This is a genomic window from Pseudomonas sp. 5Vm1k, assembly GCF_056161485.1.
Window position 1 is genome coordinate 1 of record NZ_JBSPCZ010000018.1, and the last position, 22306, is coordinate 22306.

Here is a 22306-nt window from a genome sequence, read left to right on the forward strand (position 1 = left end):
AGTGAAACGATGCATCGCCGATGGTAGTGTGGGGTTTCCCCATGTGAGAGTAGGTCATCGTCAAGATTAAATTCCGAAACCCCTATCTGCGTATGCAGGTAGGGGTTTTGTTTTTGCCCGCAGAAAAGTGTCTGCAAAAAAAGGGACAGCTCATTGGCTGTCCCTGGTGACAGCCCGAGGCACTGTCAGTGAAACATCGGCAGGATGTGTTCAGCGATCTCCTCAATCACTTCCGCCACCGGTCGTTCGCTACGACGCATATGCAAGCCCACATGCTGCACCCCCGCGTCACGCAAAGCCTGAAGCTCATCAACCAATGCCAGACGCCCGCAACTGCCACCGAAGCGCACACGCCGCATCGGCGCATACGGATTGGCTTCCAGATCCAGATGAACAAAGCTGAGGTAGGGCTTATCACCACCGACCTCTCGCCATAACCCCACTCGACGACGATGCTCATCCGGCGTACCAGGGTAGGCGAGCCAGCCGTCCATGTGCTGGCCAATCCATGCCGGTGACTGCTGACCAAGCCCCGCCACCAGCAGCGGCACCGCCTGATCACGCTCCGGCAGCAATCGCGCACCCTCAGGCAAGCGACCCGCTCCTTGGCTGCGCAACAACTCAACCGTATCGCGAAAGATCTCGCCACGCTGAGCGTAATCCACGCCAAACAACGGATACTCCATCGGGCGGTCGCCACTGGCCACGCCAAGGAGCAAGCGTCCGTCACTCAGTTCATCGACACTGTTGGCAGCCTTGAGCGTCAGCCACGGTTGACGCAATGGCAGCACCACCGCAGCCGTACCCAACATGATGTTGTCGGTAATCCCCGCCAGGTAGCCAAGATACGAAAAGGCTTCAAACACCTGGGCTGCATCGCCGAAATTCGGGTCATACACCGGTACGTCGCGCACCCAAAGTGCACGAAACCCAGCCTTGTCGGCCAAACGTGCCATAGCCGCATGTTGCTTCAGGTCGGGAACACCAAAAGGCCTATCCTCAACCGTTCGCAGCCGTTGTCCATCACTGGACCAATCGTTATCCAGCGGCAATTCAAGACCTATAGAAAACCCGTTCGAACCCAGTAATCGTTGAAAACGCGAGTGCATAAAAAAACTCCGGAAAGGGAATGTCATGCACCCAGTATCTACAGGCCCAACTGCAAGAAAAATGCATGAATAGGAATATCAATCTTGAGTAAAACGCACGAGTACATCACATCACCCAACACGTCCGACCGTCGTTTTGGCCTTCAAGGACAACCGTTCGAGGAAATCGCGCTAAAGTGCCGGCGTCATTTTTGGTATGGTGCAGCTCGTTTTTTAATGGACTGATTACAACGCTGAGGATCGGCCCCCCTTCATAGTCAAAGAGCTGCTGCAGAAATGCCCGAACCGATACCGATCAAGGATCACGAAAAAGAGACGCGCCTGGTCAATAAAAGACTGATGGCCTGCGCCTTGTTTGTGGTCGCCATCACCTGCGCGCTGGTAGTGCGTATGTACGTGCTGCAAGTGGTCGAATTCGATTACCACTCGACCATCTCCGAAAACAACCGAGTCCACGTTTTGCCGATCACCCCGACCCGAGGGCTGATCTATGACCGCAATGGCGTGGTCCTGGCAGACAATCGGCCCAGCTTCAACCTGACCATCACCCGCGAACGCGCCACGGATGTCAAAGAAGAACTGGATGAGGTGATCAACCTCCTGCACTTGCCGGCCGAAGACCGAACGTTGTTCGATAAGGCCATGAAACAGGCGCGGCATCCTTTCGTCCCAGTGACTTTGTTCTACGAACTCACCGAACAACAGATCGCCGTCCTTGCGGTCAACGAGTTCCGCCTGCCGGGGCTGGATGTCGAGCCGCAGTTCGTCCGTCACTACCCGATGGGTGCGCACTTCGCCCACTCGATCGGTTACGTCGGTCGCATCAACGAGAAAGAATCCAAGGCCCTGGATGGTGTGGAGTACCGCGGCACCCAATCCATCGGCAAGACCGGTATCGAAAAATTCTACGAGTCCGAGTTGCACGGCCACGTGGGTTACGAAGAAGTCGAAACCAACGCCCAGGGCCGCGTACTGCGCGTGCTCAAGCATACCGATCCGACACCCGGCAAAAACATCGTCCTGAGCCTGGACGTCCACCTTCAGGAAGCCGCCGAGGATGCCTTGGGGGATCGCCGTGGCTCGGTGGTTGCCCTCGATCCGTCGACCGGCGAAGTGCTGGCGATGGTCAGCAAGCCAAGCTTCGACCCGAACATGTTCGTGACCGGCATCAGCTTCAAGGAATACGCGGCGCTACATGACTCCATCGACCGACCGCTGTTTAACCGCGTCCTGCGCGGCCTCTATGCGCCGGGCTCGACCATCAAGCCGGAAGTGGCGATTGCCGGACTCGACGCCGGCGTGGTCACCCCACAGACCCGCGTCTTCGACCCTGGTTACTACCAACTGCCGGACTTCGATCACAAATACCGCAACTGGAACCACAGCGGCGACGGCTGGGTGGACATGGACGCGGCGATCATGCGTTCCAATGACACCTATTTCTACGATCTGGCGCACAAACTCGGCATCGACCGTCTGCACGACTACATGGCCATGTTCGGGCTCGGTGAGAAAGTGTCCCTGGACATGTTCGAAGAGTCTGCTGGCCTGATGCCGTCCCAGGCCTGGAAACGCGCGACGCGCCGTCAGCCATGGTTCCCCGGCGAAACCGTGATCCTCGGCATCGGCCAGGGCTACATGCAGGTCACGCCGCTGCAACTGGCCCAGGCCACCGCGTTAATCGCCAACAAAGGTGTGTGGAACCGACCGCACCTGGCCAAGACCGTCGACGGCGTAGCGCCGGTGGACGAGAACCCGATGCCGAACATCCTGCTCAAGGACCCGCGTGATTGGGAACAGGTCAACCACGGCATGCAAATGGTGATGCACGATGCGCGCGGGATTGCCCGGGCAGCGGCGGTGGGCGCCCAGTACCGTATAGCCGGCAAGAGTGGTACCGCGCAGGTGGTGGCGATCAAACAGGGCGAGCGTTACAACCGGGCGAAAACCCTGGAGCGTAACCGCGATAACGCCTTGTTCGTCGGCTTCGCCCCGGCCGAGCATCCGAAGATTGTCATCTCGGTGATGATCGAAAACGGCGAGGCCGGTGGTCGTGTGGCGGGCCCTGTAGTGCGGCAGATCATGGACGCCTGGCTACTTGATCAGGACGGCCATCTCAAGCCGCAATACGCCACGCCCGCCAAACCGCCGGGCGATCCCCACGTCTAAACCTGAGAGGCTTCACAGCACAGGCTCACGGATGCTGAGCATGTGCTGGAAGCTTTCCAGGAACACCGTTTCGGCCTGAGTCATCTTCTGTTCGCGATTCCACAGCAGCTGGATATCGAAATCCACCACGCCGTCTTCCGGCGGCAAACGCCAGAGCAAACCCTGCTCGACATCTCGCCGCACCAAGTGCACCGGCAAACAACCAATCCCGAACCCTGCGCAGATCAAGCGGTAAATCTCTTCGAAACTGGTGGAGGAGGCGACGATCTTGCCGGTAAAGCCTTGCTCGTCGCGAAACAGCGTCAGAGGCGAAAGATTGCCGCCCAATTGATCGCTGGTGAAGCTTACGAAGTTCTCCGCCGCCAGTTGTTCCAGGGTCAGATTCTCTTGCCCGAACAGGCGATGACGCTGGCCGCAAAAATACGCATATCGCTCGCGGAATAGCACCCGCTGCTCCAGCCGTGGCTGGGGTAAACGGCACAGGCCGACACCAATGGTCGCGGTCTTTTGCAGCAATGAACTGATGATGTTCGAACTGCCCATCACCTCGACTTCAAGTTCGATTTTCGGGTGGGTTTCATGGAAATCGGCGAGGAATTCATCGTAGTGCCGCGCCTGCACGCCGCTGACGGTGAGGATGCGGATCTTGCCCACCACATCGTCATGCCGACTTTCCACCACTGTGCCCAAACGGGAGATATCGCCGTAGATATCCGCCGCGATGCGCAGGACTTCTTCCCCGGTTTCCGTCAGGTCAAAGCGCCGCCCGCTGCGGGCAATCAACACACATTCCAGTTGTTCTTCCAGGCGTTTCAGCGCCTGGCTAACCGCCGACTGGGTGATATGCAAGCGTGCGGCGGCGCGGCTCATGCTGCCTTCCTGGCCGATCACCAGGTAGGTGCGTAGCAGGTTCCAGTCGAGGCGATCATTGAGAAAACGACGACCGACCCAAGGGTTCGAAGTGGAGGGCATAAAGCGTCCATGTAGTAGCACGGCTAATAGTAAAGATAAGAATTTGAAAATTGACTAATCCTGGCATGGAAGCGATAAAGCCCACAAGCGCCACAGAGTGCAACCGTAAACAGCCTTCAGTACCTGCCCAAAACTATAAATACACAGGGTCCTTGCATGCACACTACCCCTCAACCGCGACGCGCCGCGGCCGCTGCCTTCATTGGCACGACCATCGAGTTCTACGACTTCTACATCTACGCCACCGCGGCGGCGCTGGTGCTCGGGCAAGTGTTCTTTCCCAGCAGTGACCCGGTGATGAGCACCCTGGCAGCCTTTGGCAGCTTCGCCGTCGGCTTCATCGCCCGTCCCATGGCCGGCATGGTCTTCGGTCACCTGGGGGATCGCTTGGGCCGCAAGAAAATGTTGCTGGTGACCATGGCGCTGATGGGCCTGGCCACCGCCGGCATCGGTTTGCTGCCGAGCTACGCCAGCGTTGGCATCTGGGCGCCGGTCGGTTTGATCGTGTTGCGACTGATCCAGGGGATTTCCGTCGGCGGCGAGTGGGGCGGGGCGGTGCTGATGGCCAGCGAGCACGCACCGGCCAAGCGCAAAACCTTCTACGCGTCCTTCGCTCAACTCGGCAGCCCGGCGGGTTTGCTGTTGGCGTTGATTGCTTTTCGTCTGGTGACATCCCTTGAGCCGGAAGACTTCCTCGCCTGGGGCTGGCGATTCCCGTTCCTCGCCAGCGGTGTACTGATGATGGTCGGCCTGATGATCCGTTCCGGGGTTCACGAATCACCGGAATTCGCCAAGGCCCGGGACAACAACGAAACCGCCAAATACCCGGTGAAGGACGTGATCCGCACCTGCTGGCGGCAGATCCTGTTTGCCGCTGCCGCCGTGACCATCGGTTCGGCCGGATTCTTCTTCACCAACACGTTCATGATCACTTACGTCACCCAATACCAAGGCATCGCCCGCTCGACGATCCTCGATTGCCTGTTCCTGGTGACCGTCATTCAGTTGCTCTCGCAACCGCTCTCCGCACTTCTGGCCGAACGCATCGGCGAAGGTCGCTTCCTCAAACTCGTCGCGCTGTTGTGCATGGTCACGCCGTACCCGATGTTTCTCCTGGTGGGCACGCAAAACATCCTGCTGATGACCGTTGGCATTGCGCTGGCGGTGGTGATCCTCTCGGCGCTGTACGCGGTGATTGCCGGGTACATGACCCAGGCGTTCCCGGTGCACCTGCGCTACTCGGGCATTTCTATCGCTTACCAGTTGAGCTGCGCCCTGGCCGGCGGCACCACGCCGCTGATCGGTACGCTGCTGGCGAGCAAGTTTTCCGGACAATGGTGGCCGCTGGCGGTGTTCTTCACCTTGCTCTCGGCCCTGTCCCTGATCGGTGTTTGCGGCCTGGCCCGCCTGCGCGCCAACCCGGTCGTCACCCACGCTGCTAAAGAGGTGTATTCGTGAGTAAACCTGCACACATCGACCCGGTTGAATGGCAAGCCCGCTGCGAACTGGCAGCGCTGTATCGCCTCATCGCGCACTTTCGCATGACCGACCTGATCGACACCCACATCACCCTGCGCATTCCAGGGCCGGAGCATCACTTCCTGATCAATCGCTACGGGGTGATTTTCGACCGCATGCGCGCCTCGGATCTGGTGCGCATTGATCAGGACGGGCGCATCGTTGATCCCGAATACGCCGGTCATCGGGTCAACGCCGCAGGCTTCGTTATTCACTCGGCGATCCACATGGCCCGCCCGGATCTGAACTGCGTGATCCACACCCACACCGCAGCGGGTATGGCGGTGGCGGCGCAAAAACAAGGCTTGTTGCCGATCAGCCAACACGCGCTGAAGTTCTACGGCAAGTTGGCCTATCACACCTATGAAGGCATCGCCCTGTCGCTGGACGAGCGCGAGCGTTTGATCGCGGATTTGGGACCGCACCGGGCGATGATCCTGCGCAATCACGGCTTGCTGGTTGGCGGTTCCGGCGTGGCCCAGGCGTTCCAGGAAATCCACTTTCTGGAGCGTGCCTGCCAGGCGCAAGTCGCGGCGCTGGCCGGTGGTTCGGCGTTGCATTACCCGTCCCCGGAAGTCTGCGCCCACACCGCCGAACAGTTTGACCGTGATGAACAGGACAACATCATCGACCTGGCCTGGGAGGCCGCTCTGACCCTGATCGAATCCCAGCGCGAGTCCTATCTTTCATGAATACCGTGGTCCTGCTGTCCCGCGACAACCTGTTGCTCAAACAACTGCAAACCGCGTTTGCCCGCAGCGCGCCGCAACTCACCACGGTGCTGGCCGACGATCCGCTGGCCAAAAATGCACAAATCGCGGCGTGCTGGTTTCCGTTGCCGGGCAGCCTTGGTGCGCTGCCAAACCTGCAAGTGATTCACTCGGTGGCCGCCGGTATCGATCACCTGGAACACGACCCGTCGTGCCCGGACTTGCCGGTGTGTCGAGTGGTCGATCCCGGCCACCGCCAAGGGATGACCGAGTACGTGCGCTGGGCGGTGATTCACTATCACCGTGGCTTTGATCAGGTGCTGCAGCAACAGCGCCAACAGCACTGGGAACGACCGCTGCAACGGGCGGCGGGGCAGTTCAAAGTCGGGGTGATGGGGCTGGGCTCGTTGGGCAGCGCGATTGCCCAGGACCTGGCCGCCGCCGGTTACGACGTTCGTGGCTGGGCGCGCCGTCGCAAAGATCTGAACGGTGTCCAAACCTTCGCCGGTGCCGAACAACTGAACCCGTTTCTCGACGGCGTGGAGCTGTTGATCAACCTGCTCCCGCTGACCAGTGAAACCCGCGGCATCCTCGGCAACGCAACCTTCGAACACCTGGCCAATGGCGCCGCACTGGTCAACTGCGGTCGCGGCGGTCACCTGAATATCGACGACCTCGAACAAGCCCTGCAAACCGGAAAACTGCGCGGTGCCTTGCTGGATGTATTCGAACAAGAACCGCTGCCAACCGATCATCGTCTCTGGACAATGCCCGGCGTCACCATTACGCCACACATGGCATCAGCCGCGTCCCACGACTGCATTGCCGAACAAGTCGCGGAGAACTTCCGCCGCTTGAACGCTGATGAACCGCTATTGAATTGCGCCGACCGAACACTCGGTTACTAACCACAAACTCGCCCACTAAGTTGGGCGAGGCATAACAACAATCCCTCACTCTCAAACGATTTACTGCCAGTAAAAAACAATTAAACCAATTCCTGGAGTCAGTGATGAGCGATCTATCGTCCGCAGAAAAGTCCGGCGCACCGCCGGAAGTTGCCATCAGCATGAAAAAAGTCGCCGTGGCCAGTGTCATCGGCACCACCGTGGAATGGTACGACTTGTTTGTCTTCGCCACCGCTTCGGCGCTGGTGTTCAACAAAGTGTTCTTCCCGGATTTCGTGCCGTTGATCGGCACGTTGCTGGCCTTCGGCACCTTCGCCTCGGCGTATCTGGCGCGGATCGTCGGCGCCGCATTGTTCGGGCATTTCGGCGACAAGCTGGGCCGCAAGTCGATGCTGTTGATTTCGCTGCTGACCATGGGCGCCGCGACCTTCGCCATCGGCCTGTTGCCCAACTACGCCGCCATTGGCATCTGGGCGCCGATCCTGTTGCTGTTACTCAGGGTGATTCAAGGCCTGGCGCTTGGCGGCGAGTGGGGCGGGGCGGTGTTGATGGCGGTGGAACATGCGCCGGCCAACAAGCGCGGCTTGTATGGTTCGTGGGTGCAAATTGGCGTGCCGGCCGGGACCATGATTGCCAACCTGGCCTTCCTGTTGATCGCCGCTTATCTGTCCCCGGAAGACCTGTTGGCCTGGGGCTGGCGTATCCCGTTCCTGGCCAGCGTGTTGCTGATCGCCGTGGGTTTGTACATCCGCTTGAACATCGCCGAAACCCCGGCCTTCAACAAGGTCAAGGAAGCCGAAGTGCAGGTGAAAATGCCCCTGGCAGAAGTCTTTCGCAAGTACTGGAAGCAAGTGGTGTTGGGCGGTATAGCCACCATGTCGACCGGGGCTTCATTCAACATCATCGTCGCGTTCGGCCTGACCTACGGCACGCAGAATCTCGGTTTCAGCCGCAGCACGATGCTCGGCGTGGTGCTGTTGTCCTGTGCCTGGTGCATCGTCATGTTGCCGGTGTTCGGGGCGCTGTCGGACCGTTTCGGACGCAAGCCGATCATCGTCGCCGGCATCGTTGCTGAAGCCTTGGTGGCGTTCCCGATGTTCTGGTTGATGGACACCAAAGAGCTGCCACTGGTGATCTTCGGTTACCTGTTGCTGATGACCGCGTTCGCCGCCAACTACGGGCCGATCGCGACCTTCCTCGCCGAGTTGTTCGGCACGCGAGTGCGCTATTCAGGGTTGTCGATCAGCTACATGTTGTCCGGTTTGCTGGGCAGTGCGGCGACACCGATCGTCACCACCGCATTGCTGGCGGCGACCGGCAAAGGTTCTTCGGTGGCCTGGTACATGATCGGCGCGGCGTTGATTTCTTTACTGGCGTTGTTGTTGCTGACCGAGACCTTCAAGCGCGACATCAGCGAAATCCCGGTTGAAAAAACGGCCGACACGCCGAACAAATCCTTCAAATCCGCAGCAGCCTGAACGGAGTTCAAACCATGCGCAGAATTAACTCCGCCCCGGGCTTTATCGGCCCGGTCGGGCCTTACTCCCAAGCGGTGGTCAGCGGTCATCTGGTATTCACCGCCGGGCAGATTCCGGCCCAAAGCGACCTGAATGACCAACCCGCCGATTTCACCGAGCAAGTGCGACAGACCTTGCGCAACCTGGAGGCGATCCTGATTGAAGCCGGGTCCGATTTCAGCCATGTGATCAAGGTCAACGCCTACCTCACCGATCCGGCGCAACTGGAGCCGTTCAACGCCGTGTACCGCGAATTCCTTGGCCATGCGCCACCGGCGCGCACCACGGTGTGCGTGGCGTTGTGGGGCGTTTCGCTGGAAATCGATTGTGTCGCCGAGTTGATAGCGAAGGAGCAGCAAAATGGATGAGTCGAAACTGATCGGGCAGCTCAAAGAAGTGAGCTTTCCAACCGTCGGGCATTTCCTGGAGCAGGGTTTCGCCGATTCGCAACTGCGGGCCATGGTGCCGAATGTGAAAGTGATCGGCCGCGCATTGACCCTGAAACTGGTCGGCGCCGACGCCATCGCGGTCAACCAGGCCTTGGTGCTGATCCAGCCCGGTGACGTACTGGTGATCGACACCGGGGGCGACTGGCAACACGCCCCGGTCGGCGCGGTGACCAGTTGCGCGGCTAGCTGCGCCGGTGCCGTGGGCATTGTGGTCGACGGCGCGGTGACTGACCTGCTGGAACTGCGCGAAGCCGGGCTGCCAATCTTCGCTCGCGGCACCAGCCTGTTGACCACCAAGCTGCATGGTCGTGGCGACAGCCAGATCAATCAGCCGATCCACTGCGCTGGCGTCACGGTAAACCCCGGGGATCTGGTGCTGGCGGATGACAACGGCGTGCTGTTCCTCGACTGGCCAACGGCGGCTTCTGTCATCGATCAAGCCTTGGCGTCCGACCGCGCCGAACCACGCCTGCTTGAGCGATTGCGTTCAGGCGAGCCGGTTGCGCAGGTGTTAAAGATCTAGGCCGTCAGACACGCCTGCAAACTCTCGATAAACAACGTCTCCGCGCGGCTCATGCGCTGCTCGCGGTTCCACAGCAAATGAATGTCCACATCGGCAATCCCTTCGTGGGGCGGCAGACGCCAGAGCAATCCGGCATCAACGTCCGCCGCCACCACGTGCTCGGGCAAACAGCCGATGCCGAACCCGGCGATCACCAGTCGCCGGACTTCTTCCAGGCTTGGCGACGTCGCCACGATGCGTCCGCTGAAGCCCTGCTGATCGCGAAAAATCGTTAGCGGCGAGAGCATGCCGCCGATCTGGTCGCTGGTAAAACTGACGAAATTTTCCCGCTGCAAATCCCCTTCGGCGACGTCCTGCTGTCCGAACAGCGCATGGTGCTTACCGCAGAAAAACGCATAGCGCTGACGCAGGAACAGCCGCTGTTCCAGGCGCGGTTGCGGGCGACGATTGAGGCTCAAACCGAGGGTCGCGGTTTTCTCCTGCAAGGCGCTGACGATGTCGGAACTGCGCATCACGTCCACTTCCAGATCCACCCGTGGATGCTGGCGGTGGAAGTCGGCGAGGAAGTCATCGAACCGCTCGGAGAAGATCCGGCTGATGATCAACAGCCGCACCTTGCCGATCACTTCGTCGGCCGGTTGCTCCAGCACGCTGCTGACCTGGGACATCTGCCCGTAGATTTCACCGGCCAGTTCGAAAATCTGCTCGCCGACTTCGGTCAGGGCAAACCGTGGCCCGCGACGGGCGATCAGTTGCCGGCCCAGTTGCTCTTCCAGGCGTTTCAACGCCTGGCTCACCGCTGGTTGCGTGAGGTGAAGGCGGGCGGCGGCGCGGCTGATGCTCAGTTCCTGGCCGATCACCCGGAAGGTGCGCAGCAGGTTCCAGTCGAGGCGGTCATTGAGCAGGCGTTGCACTTCGCGTTCGGCCATGGGGCTCTCGATTATAAGCGGGCGTAATAGTCGGCATAATAAATAGAAAATTGACTAATCATAGCCCCGGGACGATAAATCACCTCCAAGACAGGCGCCGCCAGAGTGCCTTGATACATCCGATTTTCTCCTGCCAAAAAAACAATCAAAGGAGCCCGACCCATGAAGCCCCAAGCTTCGTCACAGCCGCGCCGTGCGGCAGCCGCAGCCTTTATCGGCACCATGATCGAGTGGTACGACTTTTACATCTACGCCACCGCCGCCGCGCTGGTGTTCGGCGCGCTGTTTTTCCCCTCCGACGACAAACTGTTCAGCACCATGGCCGCGTTCGGCACCTTCGCCGTGGGCTTCTTCGCGCGGCCGTTGGGCGGGATTATCTTCGGCCATATTGGCGACCGCATCGGGCGCAAGAAATCGCTGATCATCACCTTGCTGATGATGGGCGTGGTCACGGTGTGCATCGGTTTGCTGCCGACCTACGCACAAATTGGTGTTGCCGCGCCGGTGTTGCTGATTCTGCTGCGCATCGTCCAGGGCATCGCCGTCGGTGGCGAGTGGGGCGGGGCGGTGTTGATGGCGGGTGAGCATGCGCCGAAAGGTCGACGCAATTTCTTCGCTTCCTTTGCGCAACTGGGTAGCCCGGCGGGTTTGATTCTGTCGCTGCTGGCGTTCAGCGCGGTCACCCGTTTGCCGGAAGCCGACTTAATGAGCTGGGGCTGGCGCCTGCCATTCCTCGCCAGTTCGCTGTTACTGATCGTGGGCTTGGCGATTCGTCTCGGTGTGAATGAATCCCCGGAATTCCTCGCCAGCCGCGAACTCGCCAGCAAAAGCACACGCAAGGAACAGGCGCCGGTCATGGAAGTGCTGCGTACTGCGTGGCGTCCGCTGCTGCTGTGTATCGGCGCCAACACCCTCGGGATCGCCGGGGTGTATTTCACCAACACCTTCATGATCGCCTACACCACCCAGCAACTCGAATTGCCGCGCTCGCTGATCCTTGAGTGCCTGTTTGTGGTGGCGATTATTCAGTTCTGCATTCAACCGTTGGCGGCATGGGTCGCGGAGAAGATCGGTGCGACCCGTTTCCTGTGCCTGATGTCGCTGCTGGCAATGGCCTCGCCGTACCCGATGTTCGTTTTGGTCAGCTCGGCCCAGGCGCCGCTGATCATCCTCGGCATCGCCCTGGCGGTGGTGTGCATGGCCTCGTTCTACGCGGTTATCGCCGGGTACGTCAGCGGCATGTTCGAGACGCGGGTGCGCTACACCGCGATCTCATTGGCCTATCAGATTTGCGGTGCCGTGGCCGGTGGCCTGACGCCGCTGATCGGCACGATGCTGGCGCACAAGTTCGCCGGCCAATGGTGGCCGCTGGCGGTGTTCTACAGCCTGATCGCCGCGACTTCTCTGATCTGCGTCTTGTCCCTTGCCCGTCGTCATGCCAGCGCTGAACGCGTCGAATTGGCCAACGCTTAATCCCCGATTTCCAGGAGTAACGTATGTTGAAAATCAATGGTGAACGCCTGTGGGCAAGCCTGATGGCCATGGCCGAAATCGGCGCCACAGCCCGGGGCGGTAGCTGCCGGTTAGCACTTAGCGATGAAGACAAGGCAGGTCGTGAACTGTTTTCCCACTGGTGCCGCGAGGCTGGCATGAGCCTGAGCGTTGACGCCATCGGCAACCTGTTCGCCCGCCGCGAAGGCACCGACCCGGACGCTGCGCCGGTGATGATGGGCAGCCATCTCGACACCCAACCGGAAGGCGGCCGCTTCGATGGCGTCTACGGTGTGCTCGCCGGCCTGGAAGTGGTGCGTTGCCTCAATGACCTCGGCATCCAGACCCGCAAACCGCTGGAAGTGGCGGTGTGGACCAACGAAGAAGGCGCGCGCTTCACCCCGGCGATGTTCGGCTCGGCGGTGTTCACCGGGATCATGTCGCTAGACGCGGCGCTGGCGGTGCGTGACATCGACGGCATCAGCGTCGCCGAGGCCCTGCAACGCACTGGTTATGCCGGTGAACGTGCGCTGGGCGGCGCGGTGGATGCGTACTTTGAAGCGCACATCGAGCAAGGCCCGATCCTCGAAGACAACGCCAAGAGTATCGGCGTGGTCACCGGCGGCCAGGCGATTCGCTGGCTCGACGTGCGAGTCGAAGGCATGGCCGCCCACGCCGGCACCACGCCGATGCCGCTGCGCAAGGACGCCCTCTATGGCGTGGCGCGGATGATTCAGGCGATTGAAGTGTTGGCCACGGATTTCGCCCCCGAAGGCCTGACCACCGTGGGCGAGTTGAGCATCAACAAATCTTCGCGCAACACCATTCCGGGGCTGGTGAATTTCACCGTCGATTTGCGTCATCACCGTGACGAAGCGATTGAGGCGATGGAGCAGCAAGTGCGCGCGCGACTGCAGGCGATTGCCGACGGTCGCGGCTTGAACCTGACCATCACCCCGCACTGGATCAGCCCGGCCACACCGTTCGACGCCGAGTGCGTGGCGGCGGTGCAGCACGCGGTGGATGCGCTAGGCTACGCTCAGCAATCGATTGTCAGCGGCGCCGGGCACGACGCAATTCACCTGGCGCGGTACTGCCCGACGGCGATGGTGTTTATCCCGTGTGTGGGCGGGTTGAGCCATAACGAAGCGGAAGATGTGTTGCCGGAAGATGTGCGCCAGGGCACTGACGTGTTGCTCAACGCCGTCCTGGCTCGCGCCGAAATCACTGAATAACCCCAACCCCTGTAGGAGCGAGGCTTGCCCGCGAAGGCGTCAGTACATTCAACATCGATGCTGCCTGACACACCGCCTTCGCGGGCAAGCCTCGCTCCTACAGGAGTGCGCGCCAGCTCCAAGAACAGGAATTTATCCCATGCGCAGTTTTTTCCACCCCGAACAATTGCTCCACCATCCCCGCAGCTACTACTCCCGCGGGCAGATGCGTACACCGCAGGAAGTCCCCGAGCGCGCTCAGCGTCTGGTGCAGGCCTCGCATGCCCTGGGCTTCAGCGTCGAGCAGCCGGCCGACGCCGGACTGGCGCCATTACTGGCCGTCCACGGCGCGCCGTACCTGACGTTCCTGCAGGAAGCCCATCAGCGCTGGAAAGAAATTCCCGAGGACTGGGGCGATGAAGTCATGTCGAACATCTTCGTCCGCGAACCCAATGCTCTGCGCGGGATTCTCGCCCAGGCCGCGCGTTATCTGGCGGACGGCAGTTGCCCGGTGGGCGAGCAGACCTGGCGTTCGGCCTATTGGTCGGCGCAAAGCGCAATTGCCGGCGCCCAGGCGTTGCTCGATGGCGAACCGGCGGCGTATGCCTTGTGCCGTCCGCCGGGTCACCATGCCCGAGCCGAAGCGGCGGGTGGTTTCTGTTATGTGAATAACGCAGCGGTGGCTGCTCAGGTGTTACGTGGCAGGTTTGCGCGGGTGGCGGTGCTGGATACCGATATGCATCACGGTCAGGGGATTCAAGAGATTTTCTATGATCGCGATGACGTGTTGTACGTCTCGGTGCATGGCGATCCGACCAACTTCTACCCCGGTGTCGCCGGGTTTGCTGATGAGCGCGGCGTTGGGGCAGGGGAGGGTTTCAACCTGAATCTGCCGATGGCCCATGGCGCCAGTGAGGCGGATTTCCTCGGGCAACTTGAAATAGCGTTGGCGGCGGTGAAGGACTTCGGCGCCGAGGTGCTGGTGTTGTCCTTGGGCTTCGATATTTTCGAACTGGACCCGCAGAGCAAAGTCGCAGTGACCCGGGAAGGCTTTGCGCTGTTGGGCGAGCGGATTCGCAGCCTTGGGTTGCCGTGTCTGATTGTGCAGGAGGGTGGGTATCACCTGGAGAGCCTTGAAGATAATGCCCGGGCGTTTTTTGTGAGTGCCGAGGTGTGGCAGCTCTGAGATGAGGGTGTCTGGTAAATAGCCTTCGCGAGCAAGCCCGCTCCCACAGGTTAACCGCATTCCCATGAGGCAACTCGGTCACCTGTGGGAGCGAGCCTGCTCGCGAAGAACGATAACGCGGTCTACCGGCGAAGCGCGAATCCCCGGCCCGCTCGAACCCTGTAGGAGCGAGGCTTGCCCGCGAAGAACGATAACGCGGTCCCCCAGATACGACACAAGCGCCCTACGGCTCTTGCCATCGCCCTGACGTTAACGTAAAGATTGACGCCACGGCGCTGATTTCATAAAGCGCAAAGCGGACCGCTGCGGAGCGCTTGATGACGCTAATAAAAACAACACACCCTAAGCCCCATCAGGAAGCCCGGCTGGCCCGGGAAAAACTTCACCTCGAAGGCGAAGTGCCCGATGGCGTATTGCGTGCGGAAATCGATGCCTCATGGCGGCGCAGCCTCAGCCATGGCGTGCATTTCAACGGCAAGCATGAGCTGACCCTGGAATCCAGCGCCAGCCTCGAAGTGCTGCTGGCGAGCAACCGCTTGCTGATCGACGCCGCAATGCCGGCCATCGATTACCTGGCCGAACGCCAAGGTAAAGAAGGCCTGATCATCCTCGCCAATTCCGACGCCACCATCCTCGCCGTCGAAGGCCGCGCCGATCGCCTCAAGGGTTCCGGCCTGCAAGACATCACCCTCGGCGCCTGCTGGAGCGAAGCGGCGCGCGGCACCAATGCCCTCGGCACCGCACTGGTGGAAGCCCGCCCGACCCTGATCGATTGCGGCGAACATTACCTGGATCGCCTGAGCGATTTCTCCTGCACTTCGGTGCCGATTCATTGCCCCCAAGGCGATATCCTCGGCGTCCTCGACCTGACCCGCGAAGGCCCCCTCGGGCGCGTCCACGATAGCACCGCGCTGCTGGCCATGGCGGTCAGCCAGATCGAAAGCCGGGTGTTTAACGCCAGCTATCCGGACCAGATCGTCCTCGCGTTCCACAGCCGTCGGCAGTACCTCGAATCTCCATGGCAGGGCCTGTTGGCAGTGAGCCTCGGCGGACAGATCCTCGCGGTCAGCGCCCAGGCCTGTCAGTTGCTGCGCGCCGAGCGTTCGGCATTGGTCGGGCATCGCTGCGAAGAGTTTCTCGGGGTCGATGGCCTGCAACTGCTGGCGCGGCTGCAACAGGGCGGCGTCGGCAGTTTGCAAACCGCCAAGGGCGAATTCTTCTACAAAACCCTGCGCGCGCCCCAGCGTTCGATCAACGTCGGCACCACGCCGCGCCCGGTCGCGAAACCGGCCAAACCGCAACCGGATCTTGAATCCCTGGCCGGCAGCAATGTGCGTTACGCCCGCGCCTTGCGCATGGCCCGCCAAGGCTTGGCCAATGAATTACCGGTGTTGCTGCTCGGCGAAACCGGCACCGGTAAAGAGGTGATTGCCCGCGCCCTGCACATGGCTGGCACACGTTGCGACAAACCCTTCGTCGCGGTGAATTGTGCGGCGATACCCGAAGGCCTGATCGAGTCGGAACTGTTCGGCTACCGTGAAGGCGCGTTCACTGGTTCTCGCCGTGGCGGCATGGTCGGGCGCTTGCAACAGGCCCACGGCGGCACCTTGTTCCTCGATGAAATCGGCGACATGCCGCTGGCCTTGCAGGCGCGGTTGTTGCGCGTGTTGCAGGATCGCAAAGTCGCGCCCCTGGGCGCCGGTGAAGAGCAGGACATCGACGTCGCGCTGATCTGCGCCACCCACCGCGACCTCAAGCGCCTGGTGGAAGACAAACACTTTCGCGAAGACCTGTTCTACCGGGTCAACGGCATCAGCGTGATGCTCCCGGCCCTGCGCGAACGCGAGGATTTCAGCGGCCTGGTCGGTCGCTTGCTGGCCAAGCTCGACGCCCCGACGGTGACCTTGCATGACGACCTGAGCAAACTGCTCGGCGGCTATCACTGGCCGGGCAACATTCGCCAACTGGAAATGGTGTTGCGCACCGCGTTGGCGATGCGCGAGGCAGGTGACAGCGTGCTCACCCTCGACCACTTGCCCGACAGCATGCTCGACGACCTGACCGCCACCGAGCGGCCCCAGGCCGGCAGCATTCGCGAAAACGAACTGGAGCTGATCCGCCAATCCCTGGACGCGCATCAGGGCAACGTCTCGGCCGCCGCCGACGCCCTCGGCATCAGTCGCGCGACCCTGTATCGCAAGCTCAAACAGTTGCGCCTGTGATGCAGCGCCTGATCGTGCGGCTGATCGACAGCCCGAACCCGCAAGCCCTGCAAGCGGCGTTGCGCTGGCTGTACAGCTTCGTGCGCCCCCATCGGCTGGCGATTGCCGGGTTGCTCGGGTTGTCGGTCTGCGCGTCGTTGTTGGTGCTGGTGCAACCGTGGCTGACCAAACTGCTGATCGACGACGGCCTGCTGGGGCGTAATTTCCCGGTGCTGGTGCTGATCGCCGGGTTGATGATCGTTGCCGGCCTGCTCGGCACCGCGTTGTCGGGGATCAACCGATACCTGCACACGCGGTTGTCCGGGCGGATTCTGTTTGCCCTGCGAGATGACCTGTATCGGCACTTGCAAACCTTGTCGCCGAGCTTCTACGGCCAGCGGCGCATCGGTGATTTGATGTCGCGCCTCGACGGTGACGTCGCGGAGATCCAGCGCTTTGCCGTGGACTCGCTGTTCTCGGCGGTGTCTAGCGTGATCGGCCTGGTCTTCTCCATCGCGATGCTGTTGACCCTGTCATGGAAACTCTCGCTGTTGGCGCTGGTGCTGATTCCCCTCGACGTGCTGTGGCTGCGCTGGATGCGGCGCAAGGTCGAGCGCGATGTGCGGCAGTTGCGCGAGCGTTCGGCGGACATGTCGTCGTTCATGGTCGAGACCTTGCCGGTGATGAAATTCATCCAGTCCGCCGGCCAGCAACAGCGTGAAGCGCGACGTCTGGAGAGTTTGGGCCAGGGCTATATGAGCCAGTTGCTGCGCCTGCAAGTCACCGAGTTTTTCACCCAGGCTGTGCCGGGCACGCTGACGTCATTGTCCCGGGCCTGTGCGTTTTTGATCGGCGGTTATTGGGTGGTGCAGGGCACGTGGCAACTCGGCGCGCTGATCGCGTTTTCCACCTACCTCGGGATGGCGGTGGGGCCGGTTCAGAGTTTGCTCGGGCTGTATGTGGCGATCCAGCGGATGACCGTCAGCCTCGGGCGCGTGATGGAACTGCGCGGGGAAGAACCGACCGTGCTTACACCGGTCACGCCGCAGCCGATGCCGGCCTCTGGAGAGCTGCGTTTCGACGACGTGCATTTCAGTCATCCGGGTCGTCCGAGTACGTTAAGCGGGATTGACGCGCGCATTCCCTATGGTTTGAAAGTGGCCCTGAGCGGCGGCTCCGGTGTCGGTAAATCAACCCTGATCGACCTGCTGCAACGGCACCACGATCCGCAGTCTGGCCGGGTGTTGCTTGGGGAGGTCGATCTACGCGAGCTGGACCTGTTCGACCTGCGCAGACGGATTGCCATCGTCAGTCAAGACATCGTGCTGTTTCGCGGCAGCCTCGCAGACAACCTGGCCTATGCGGTGCCGAACGCCAGTCGCGAGGCGATTGCCGAAGTGGCGCGGCTGGCGCAACTCGACAGCCTGATCGCGTCCTTGCCCGAAGGCCTCGACAGCCCGTTGGGTGAGCGCGGCCAGCAGTTGTCCGGCGGGCAGAAGCAACGGATCGCCATCGCCCGTGCCTTGTTGCAAGACCCATTAATTTTGGTGCTGGACGAAGCCACTTCGGCGGTGGATGAGGCCACCGAGCGCGAAGTGATCGAAGCCATCGACCGACTGTTTGCCGGACGCACGCGCATCCTGATCAGCCATCGTCCCTCGACCCTGGCGGACGCCGATCTGCGCTTCGAATTGCTCGACGGCGTGCTCATTTCGAAAACGGTGCTGCATGAAGCCTGAACTGCGGATTGGCGTGGTGGACAGCGGTCACTCGGCGGCGCAACGGGTGCAGGTTGTTGCGGGGCGGCGGTTTTCGCTACTGGAGGATGGGCTGGCGGAAAGTGACTTGCGCGACGATCCACTGGGCCACGGCAGCGCGGTGATCGAGGCCATCGGGCGACGCGCTCCGGCGGCGGTGTTTTGTGTGGCTCAGGTGTTTGATCAGCGTGGCGTGACCAGCGCGTTGCAGATCGCCACGGCGATTGACTGGTTGGTGACGCAGGACGTGCGGCTGATCAATCTGAGCCTGGGTTTGCGTCAGGATCGCAGCCTGTTGCGTGAAGCCTGTGCGGCAGCGGTGGCGCGAGGCGTGTTGCTTTGTGCATCGAGTCCGGCCCAGGGCGAGGGCGTGTATCCGGCGAATTATCCACAGGTGCTGCGGGTCACCGGCGATGCCCGTTGCGCAGAAAACGAATGGTCGTGGCTCAACAGTGCCCAGGCGGATTTTGCGGCGTGTGTGCATGGCACCTATCCGGGGCAGTCGGGGGCCAGTCTGGGCTGTGCCGCGTTGAGCGGGCACATCGCCGGGTTCCTCGTCGCGCATCCCGAGGCGAGCAATCAACATGTCATCGAATGGCTGCGGGATCACGCCCGTTATCGCGGCCCTGAACGGCGATTCGGCCCGTGATCCTGATTCTTGGCGCCGGGCCTGCGGGTGCGGCGGTGGCCTTGGGTTTGCGTCGGCTTGGTTACCCGGTGACGCTGGTCAGTGAATGGCGGCGCTTTGCCGCGCTGGAAGGCGTTTCCGTGCGGGTGCTGGAGGCTTTGCGCGGCGCGGGGTTGAACCACGCGTTGGCGGATGCGGCGCTGCCTTCCCAACGACAGGTGTCGTGGAACGGCCAGCAGCATGCGCAAAACATCGAATTTTTGCTGGACCGTCCGAGCTTTGATCGAGGCCTGCGCGAGGATTTGCGTGTGGCCGGGGTCGAGTTGATCGAAGGGCGGGTGCTCACGGTGCAGACTACAGCGGCGGGGCATTGGATCGAGATTGAAGGGCACGAAGCGCTGGTCGCGGATTTCCTGGTGGAAGCTCGCGGGCGTTCGGCGCCAGCCCTCGGCAAAGGCCTGCGCGGGCCGGAGACGGTCAGCCTGCTCAACCGCTGGCAAGCCGCGCCGGGCGACACCGCCAGCGCCGTGGAAAGCCTTGAGGACGGCTGGGCCTGGATGGCACGCCGGGCCGACGGTCAGTGTTATTGGCAATGGACGGTGGACGTGGCCAGTGCCGAGTTGCCGGGCAAGGCGCAGTTGCTCGATTACTGCCGTCAACGGCGCCACGCTTCGGAAGTGGCCCGGGTGTTTTTTGGTGATGGGCCGGAAACTGAACTACAACTGCACGCCCGCAGCAGCACCGCGATCTTGAGCCCGCAAGTGTGTGGCGATAACTGGATTCGGGTGGGCGATGCGGCGATGGCCGTGGACCCGTTGTCAGGCAACGGGATTTTCCAATCCTTGTCCTCGGCCTTACAGGCGCCGACGGTGATCAACACCCTGTTGCGCAAACCTGAGCGAGCGGCGTTGGCCCAGCGCTTTCATCAGCAGCGGGTGGAGCAGTTGTTTTTGCGTTTCGCGCGGATCGGCCGGGATTTTTATGCCGATGAGCAGCGGTGGCTGGAACAGCCATTCTGGCAGGCGCGGCGGCAGTGGCCGGATGTGGAGGTGGCGCATGCCGAGGCGGATTTCGCGGCGCTGAAGATTGAGCGGGCACCGGTGTTGCGCGACGGGTTTGTGGATGAGGCGGAGGTGGTGATCACGGCGGATCAGCCGCTGGGGATCTGGCATGTGCAAGGGGTTGAGTTGGCGCCGTTGCTGCGGCGGTTGTGGAATGAACCTGTTGAGCAGGCCTTGGCCGGGTTGACGGCGGAGCAGGGGCGGGTGGTTCGGGGGTGGTTGTTGAGTCAGGGATTTAAGCCTTGACCTTGCCGGCCCCTTCGCGAGCAAGCCCGCTCCCACATTGGAATGCAATTCCCTGTAGGAGCGAGGCTTGCCCGCGAATGCGGCCTAAAGAACGACAAAAATTCAGAGCTGACTGATCGTTCCCACGCGGAGCGTGGGAACGATCAAAGCCACTACAACTTGATCAACACCGACTTCAACTCGGTGTAATGCTCAATCGCCGCATACCCCATCTCCCGTCCAACCCCGGACATCTTGTACCCGCCAAACGGCAATGCCGGGTCCAGCGCACTGTGGCAATTGACCCACACCGACCCCGACTTGATCCGCGGAATCATCCGGTGCACCGCCGCCAGATCATTGGACCAAATGCTCGCTCCAAGCCCGTAGGGACTGTCATTGGCCATGCGCAGCGCGTCGGCCTCGTCATCAAACGGAATCGCCACCAGCACCGGCCCGAAAATCTCTTCCTGGACCAATGAATGCTTCTGATCGACATCGACAATCACCGTCGGTTTGACGAAGAACCCCGGCCCGAACTGCTCGCCACCACAGGCAATGGTCGCGCCGCTTTCCCGGCCCTGTTCGATGTAGCCGTAAACCCGCTCCTGCTGACGCTTGGAGATCAACGGCCCCATGTCGACCGTCGGGTCCATACCGTTGCCGAGCTTCATGGCGTTGGCGATGTCGGCGATGTCCGCCACCACATTGTCGAAGTGCTTGCGCTGCACATACAGCCGCGAACCGGCGCAGCAGACCTGGCCCTGGTTGAAGAAAATCGCGCTGGCGGCACCGGCGGCGGCCGTCTTCAGATCGGCGTCGGCCATAACGATGGTCGGCGATTTGCCGCCCAGTTCCAGGGTCACCCGGGTCATGGACTCCATGGCGATCTTGCCGATCTGCTTGCCGACGGCGGTGGAGCCGGTGAAGGTCAGCTTGTCGACCAACGGGTTGTGCGTCAGGGCAGAACCTGCGGTGATGCCAGTGCCGGTGACCACGTTGAACACGCCTTCGGGATACCCGGCTTCCAGCACCAATTCGGCGAGTTTCAGCGCGCTCAGCGGGGTTTCGTCGGCGGGTTTGAGCACCACGGTGCAACCGGTCGCCAGGGCCGGGCCGAGTTTCCAGCAGGCCAGCAGCAGCGGGAAGTTCCAGGCGACGATGGCGCCGACCACGCCCACCGCCTCGCGACGAATGAAACTGTGGAATTGATCGTTGGGCATCAGCGGCAACGACACCTCGACGCTGGAGCCTTCAATCTTGGTCGCCCAACCGGCCATGTAGCGCAGAAAATCGATGGACAGTTGCACGTCCATCACCTGGGCCACCGCCGCACTTTTGCCGTTGTTCAGGCATTCCAGTTGCGCCAGCAGCTCGGCGTCTCGCTCCATCAGGTCGGCGAGTTTCCACAGCAGGTTTTGTCGTTCACGCGGGCGAGTGCGGGTCCAGGCTGAATCATCGAAGGCCCGGCGCGCGGCGAGTACGGCGCGATCCATATCCTCCGGCGTGGCGCGTGGCACCACGCACAGCACTTCACCGGTGGCCGGGTTGTTCAGGGGCATGGTCTGGCCGTCGGCGGCCTCGACCCAGTCACCGCCGATCAGCATGCGCGGTGCGCGCTGGATGAACGCCGACGTGGCGGGAAGCAGATAAGGGAGGGACATGGCGAGAACTCTTGTTGTTCGTGAGATCAGGACTTTCGCAATGGCTGTGCCAAGTGCCGGGAAAAGCGGGCTGGC

The 22306-nt window shown here is 61.5% G+C and carries 18 protein-coding genes; 14 read left to right on the forward strand and 4 right to left on the reverse strand.

The genetic code is table 11. The annotated features are described in order from the left end of the window. Positions 1 to 185: 185 nt before the first annotated feature. Positions 186 to 1109, reverse strand: a complete 924-nt coding sequence (locus ACWIKB_RS27195) for a TIGR03571 family LLM class oxidoreductase (protein WP_475270567.1) — start codon at positions 1107 to 1109, stop codon at positions 186 to 188. A gap of 276 nt (positions 1110 to 1385) precedes the next feature. Here ACWIKB_RS27195 and mrdA point away from each other — a divergent pair, with 276 nt between their 5' ends. Beyond that, positions 1386 to 3278 carry a penicillin-binding protein 2 gene (gene mrdA, locus ACWIKB_RS27200; RefSeq protein WP_475270568.1) on the forward strand — a complete coding sequence of 631 codons (1893 nt, stop codon included), beginning with the start codon at positions 1386 to 1388 and terminating at the stop codon, positions 3276 to 3278. Between the two features lie 12 nt (positions 3279 to 3290). Here the strand turns inward: mrdA and ACWIKB_RS27205 are convergent, their stop codons facing one another. Then, positions 3291 to 4250 (reverse strand): LysR family transcriptional regulator, encoded by a 960-nt coding sequence (locus ACWIKB_RS27205; RefSeq protein WP_163913340.1) that lies wholly within the window; start codon positions 4248 to 4250, stop codon positions 3291 to 3293. Between the two features lie 156 nt (positions 4251 to 4406). On the opposite strand from ACWIKB_RS27205, the gene ACWIKB_RS27210 reads away from it, so the two are divergent. The 6 genes from ACWIKB_RS27210 to ACWIKB_RS27235 all read left to right on the forward strand — a co-directional run bounded on the left by ACWIKB_RS27210 (position 4407) and on the right by ACWIKB_RS27235 (position 9875). Further along, positions 4407 to 5708, forward strand: a complete 1302-nt coding sequence (locus tag ACWIKB_RS27210; protein ID WP_475270569.1) for an MFS transporter — start codon at positions 4407 to 4409, stop codon at positions 5706 to 5708. Continuing rightward, a complete protein-coding gene (locus tag ACWIKB_RS27215) occupies positions 5705 to 6460 on the forward strand; it encodes a class II aldolase/adducin family protein (protein WP_475270570.1) in 756 nt (251 codons plus the stop codon). The genes ACWIKB_RS27210 and ACWIKB_RS27215 overlap by 4 nt, the downstream gene beginning before the upstream one ends. Continuing rightward, positions 6457 to 7386 (forward strand): 2-hydroxyacid dehydrogenase, encoded by a 930-nt coding sequence (locus ACWIKB_RS27220; RefSeq protein ID WP_475270571.1) that lies wholly within the window; start codon positions 6457 to 6459, stop codon positions 7384 to 7386. Before ACWIKB_RS27215 ends, ACWIKB_RS27220 begins: the two co-directional genes overlap by 4 nt. A 104-nt stretch (positions 7387 to 7490) precedes the next feature. Next, positions 7491 to 8864, forward strand: coding sequence for an MFS transporter (locus ACWIKB_RS27225; RefSeq protein WP_475270573.1), 1374 nt, complete (start codon positions 7491 to 7493; stop codon positions 8862 to 8864). 14 nt (positions 8865 to 8878) lie between these two features. Further along, entirely contained in the window at positions 8879 to 9271 is a 393-nt protein-coding gene (locus ACWIKB_RS27230) for a RidA family protein (protein WP_475270575.1), read from the forward strand. Continuing rightward, positions 9264 to 9875, forward strand: a complete 612-nt coding sequence (locus ACWIKB_RS27235; RefSeq protein WP_475270576.1) for an RraA family protein — start codon at positions 9264 to 9266, stop codon at positions 9873 to 9875. Before ACWIKB_RS27230 ends, ACWIKB_RS27235 begins: the two co-directional genes overlap by 8 nt. Here the strand turns inward: ACWIKB_RS27235 and ACWIKB_RS27240 are convergent. Then, positions 9872 to 10804 carry a LysR family transcriptional regulator gene (locus tag ACWIKB_RS27240; protein WP_475270577.1) on the reverse strand — a complete coding sequence of 311 codons (933 nt, stop codon included), beginning with the start codon at positions 10802 to 10804 and terminating at the stop codon, positions 9872 to 9874. The two genes, ACWIKB_RS27235 and ACWIKB_RS27240, sit on opposite strands and share 4 nt — an antisense overlap. A gap of 162 nt (positions 10805 to 10966) precedes the next feature. Between ACWIKB_RS27240 and ACWIKB_RS27245 the strand changes: the two genes are divergently transcribed. The 7 genes from ACWIKB_RS27245 to qhpG all read left to right on the forward strand — a co-directional run bounded on the left by ACWIKB_RS27245 (position 10967) and on the right by qhpG (position 20588). Continuing rightward, the gene (locus ACWIKB_RS27245; RefSeq protein ID WP_475270579.1) at positions 10967 to 12277 is read left to right on the forward strand and encodes an MFS transporter; all 1311 of its coding nucleotides are present in this window, start codon (positions 10967 to 10969) and stop codon (positions 12275 to 12277) included. Between the two features lie 23 nt (positions 12278 to 12300). Further along, positions 12301 to 13530 carry a Zn-dependent hydrolase gene (locus ACWIKB_RS27250; RefSeq protein ID WP_163913358.1) on the forward strand — a complete coding sequence of 410 codons (1230 nt, stop codon included), beginning with the start codon at positions 12301 to 12303 and terminating at the stop codon, positions 13528 to 13530. A 139-nt stretch (positions 13531 to 13669) separates the two neighbouring features. Beyond that, positions 13670 to 14695 (forward strand): histone deacetylase family protein, encoded by a 1026-nt coding sequence (locus ACWIKB_RS27255; protein WP_475270580.1) that lies wholly within the window; start codon positions 13670 to 13672, stop codon positions 14693 to 14695. 317 nt (positions 14696 to 15012) lie between these two features. Continuing rightward, positions 15013 to 16917 (forward strand): sigma-54-dependent Fis family transcriptional regulator, encoded by a 1905-nt coding sequence (locus ACWIKB_RS27260; RefSeq protein ID WP_054617376.1) that lies wholly within the window; start codon positions 15013 to 15015, stop codon positions 16915 to 16917. Further along, the gene (locus tag ACWIKB_RS27265; protein WP_475270581.1) at positions 16917 to 18635 is read left to right on the forward strand and encodes an ABC transporter ATP-binding protein; all 1719 of its coding nucleotides are present in this window, start codon (positions 16917 to 16919) and stop codon (positions 18633 to 18635) included. Before ACWIKB_RS27260 ends, ACWIKB_RS27265 begins: the two co-directional genes overlap by 1 nt. Then, positions 18625 to 19302 carry a subtilisin-like serine protease QhpE gene (gene qhpE, locus ACWIKB_RS27270; protein WP_290028647.1) on the forward strand — a complete coding sequence of 226 codons (678 nt, stop codon included), beginning with the start codon at positions 18625 to 18627 and terminating at the stop codon, positions 19300 to 19302. The genes ACWIKB_RS27265 and qhpE overlap by 11 nt, the downstream gene beginning before the upstream one ends. Continuing rightward, positions 19299 to 20588 (forward strand): flavin-dependent monooxygenase QhpG, encoded by a 1290-nt coding sequence (gene qhpG, locus ACWIKB_RS27275; protein WP_475270582.1) that lies wholly within the window; start codon positions 19299 to 19301, stop codon positions 20586 to 20588. Before qhpE ends, qhpG begins: the two co-directional genes overlap by 4 nt. 152 nt (positions 20589 to 20740) lie before the next feature. Here the strand turns inward: qhpG and ACWIKB_RS27280 are convergent, their stop codons facing one another. Beyond that, positions 20741 to 22231 carry an aldehyde dehydrogenase family protein gene (locus ACWIKB_RS27280; RefSeq protein ID WP_475270583.1) on the reverse strand — a complete coding sequence of 497 codons (1491 nt, stop codon included), beginning with the start codon at positions 22229 to 22231 and terminating at the stop codon, positions 20741 to 20743. Positions 22232 to 22306: the final 75 nt, after the last annotated feature.

What these genes read in the sequence shown, in the direction of transcription:
- ACWIKB_RS27195 (WP_475270567.1), bottom strand. Translation starts at nt 1,109, where the DNA reads ATGCACTCGCGTTTTCAACGATTACTGGGTTCGAACGGGTTTTCTATA.
- mrdA (WP_475270568.1), top strand. Translation starts at nt 1,386, where the DNA reads ATGCCCGAACCGATACCGATCAAGGATCACGAAAAAGAGACGCGCCTG.
- ACWIKB_RS27205 (WP_163913340.1), bottom strand. Translation starts at nt 4,250, where the DNA reads ATGCCCTCCACTTCGAACCCTTGGGTCGGTCGTCGTTTTCTCAATGAT.
- ACWIKB_RS27210 (WP_475270569.1), top strand. Translation starts at nt 4,407, where the DNA reads ATGCACACTACCCCTCAACCGCGACGCGCCGCGGCCGCTGCCTTCATT.
- ACWIKB_RS27220 (WP_475270571.1), top strand. Translation starts at nt 6,457, where the DNA reads ATGAATACCGTGGTCCTGCTGTCCCGCGACAACCTGTTGCTCAAACAA.
- ACWIKB_RS27225 (WP_475270573.1), top strand. Translation starts at nt 7,491, where the DNA reads ATGAGCGATCTATCGTCCGCAGAAAAGTCCGGCGCACCGCCGGAAGTT.
- ACWIKB_RS27230 (WP_475270575.1), top strand. Translation starts at nt 8,879, where the DNA reads ATGCGCAGAATTAACTCCGCCCCGGGCTTTATCGGCCCGGTCGGGCCT.
- ACWIKB_RS27235 (WP_475270576.1), top strand. Translation starts at nt 9,264, where the DNA reads ATGGATGAGTCGAAACTGATCGGGCAGCTCAAAGAAGTGAGCTTTCCA.
- ACWIKB_RS27240 (WP_475270577.1), bottom strand. Translation starts at nt 10,804, where the DNA reads ATGGCCGAACGCGAAGTGCAACGCCTGCTCAATGACCGCCTCGACTGG.
- ACWIKB_RS27245 (WP_475270579.1), top strand. Translation starts at nt 10,967, where the DNA reads ATGAAGCCCCAAGCTTCGTCACAGCCGCGCCGTGCGGCAGCCGCAGCC.
- ACWIKB_RS27250 (WP_163913358.1), top strand. Translation starts at nt 12,301, where the DNA reads ATGTTGAAAATCAATGGTGAACGCCTGTGGGCAAGCCTGATGGCCATG.
- ACWIKB_RS27255 (WP_475270580.1), top strand. Translation starts at nt 13,670, where the DNA reads ATGCGCAGTTTTTTCCACCCCGAACAATTGCTCCACCATCCCCGCAGC.
- ACWIKB_RS27260 (WP_054617376.1), top strand. Translation starts at nt 15,013, where the DNA reads ATGACGCTAATAAAAACAACACACCCTAAGCCCCATCAGGAAGCCCGG.
- ACWIKB_RS27265 (WP_475270581.1), top strand. Translation starts at nt 16,917, where the DNA reads ATGCAGCGCCTGATCGTGCGGCTGATCGACAGCCCGAACCCGCAAGCC.
- qhpE (WP_290028647.1), top strand. Translation starts at nt 18,625, where the DNA reads ATGAAGCCTGAACTGCGGATTGGCGTGGTGGACAGCGGTCACTCGGCG.
- ACWIKB_RS27280 (WP_475270583.1), bottom strand. Translation starts at nt 22,231, where the DNA reads ATGTCCCTCCCTTATCTGCTTCCCGCCACGTCGGCGTTCATCCAGCGC.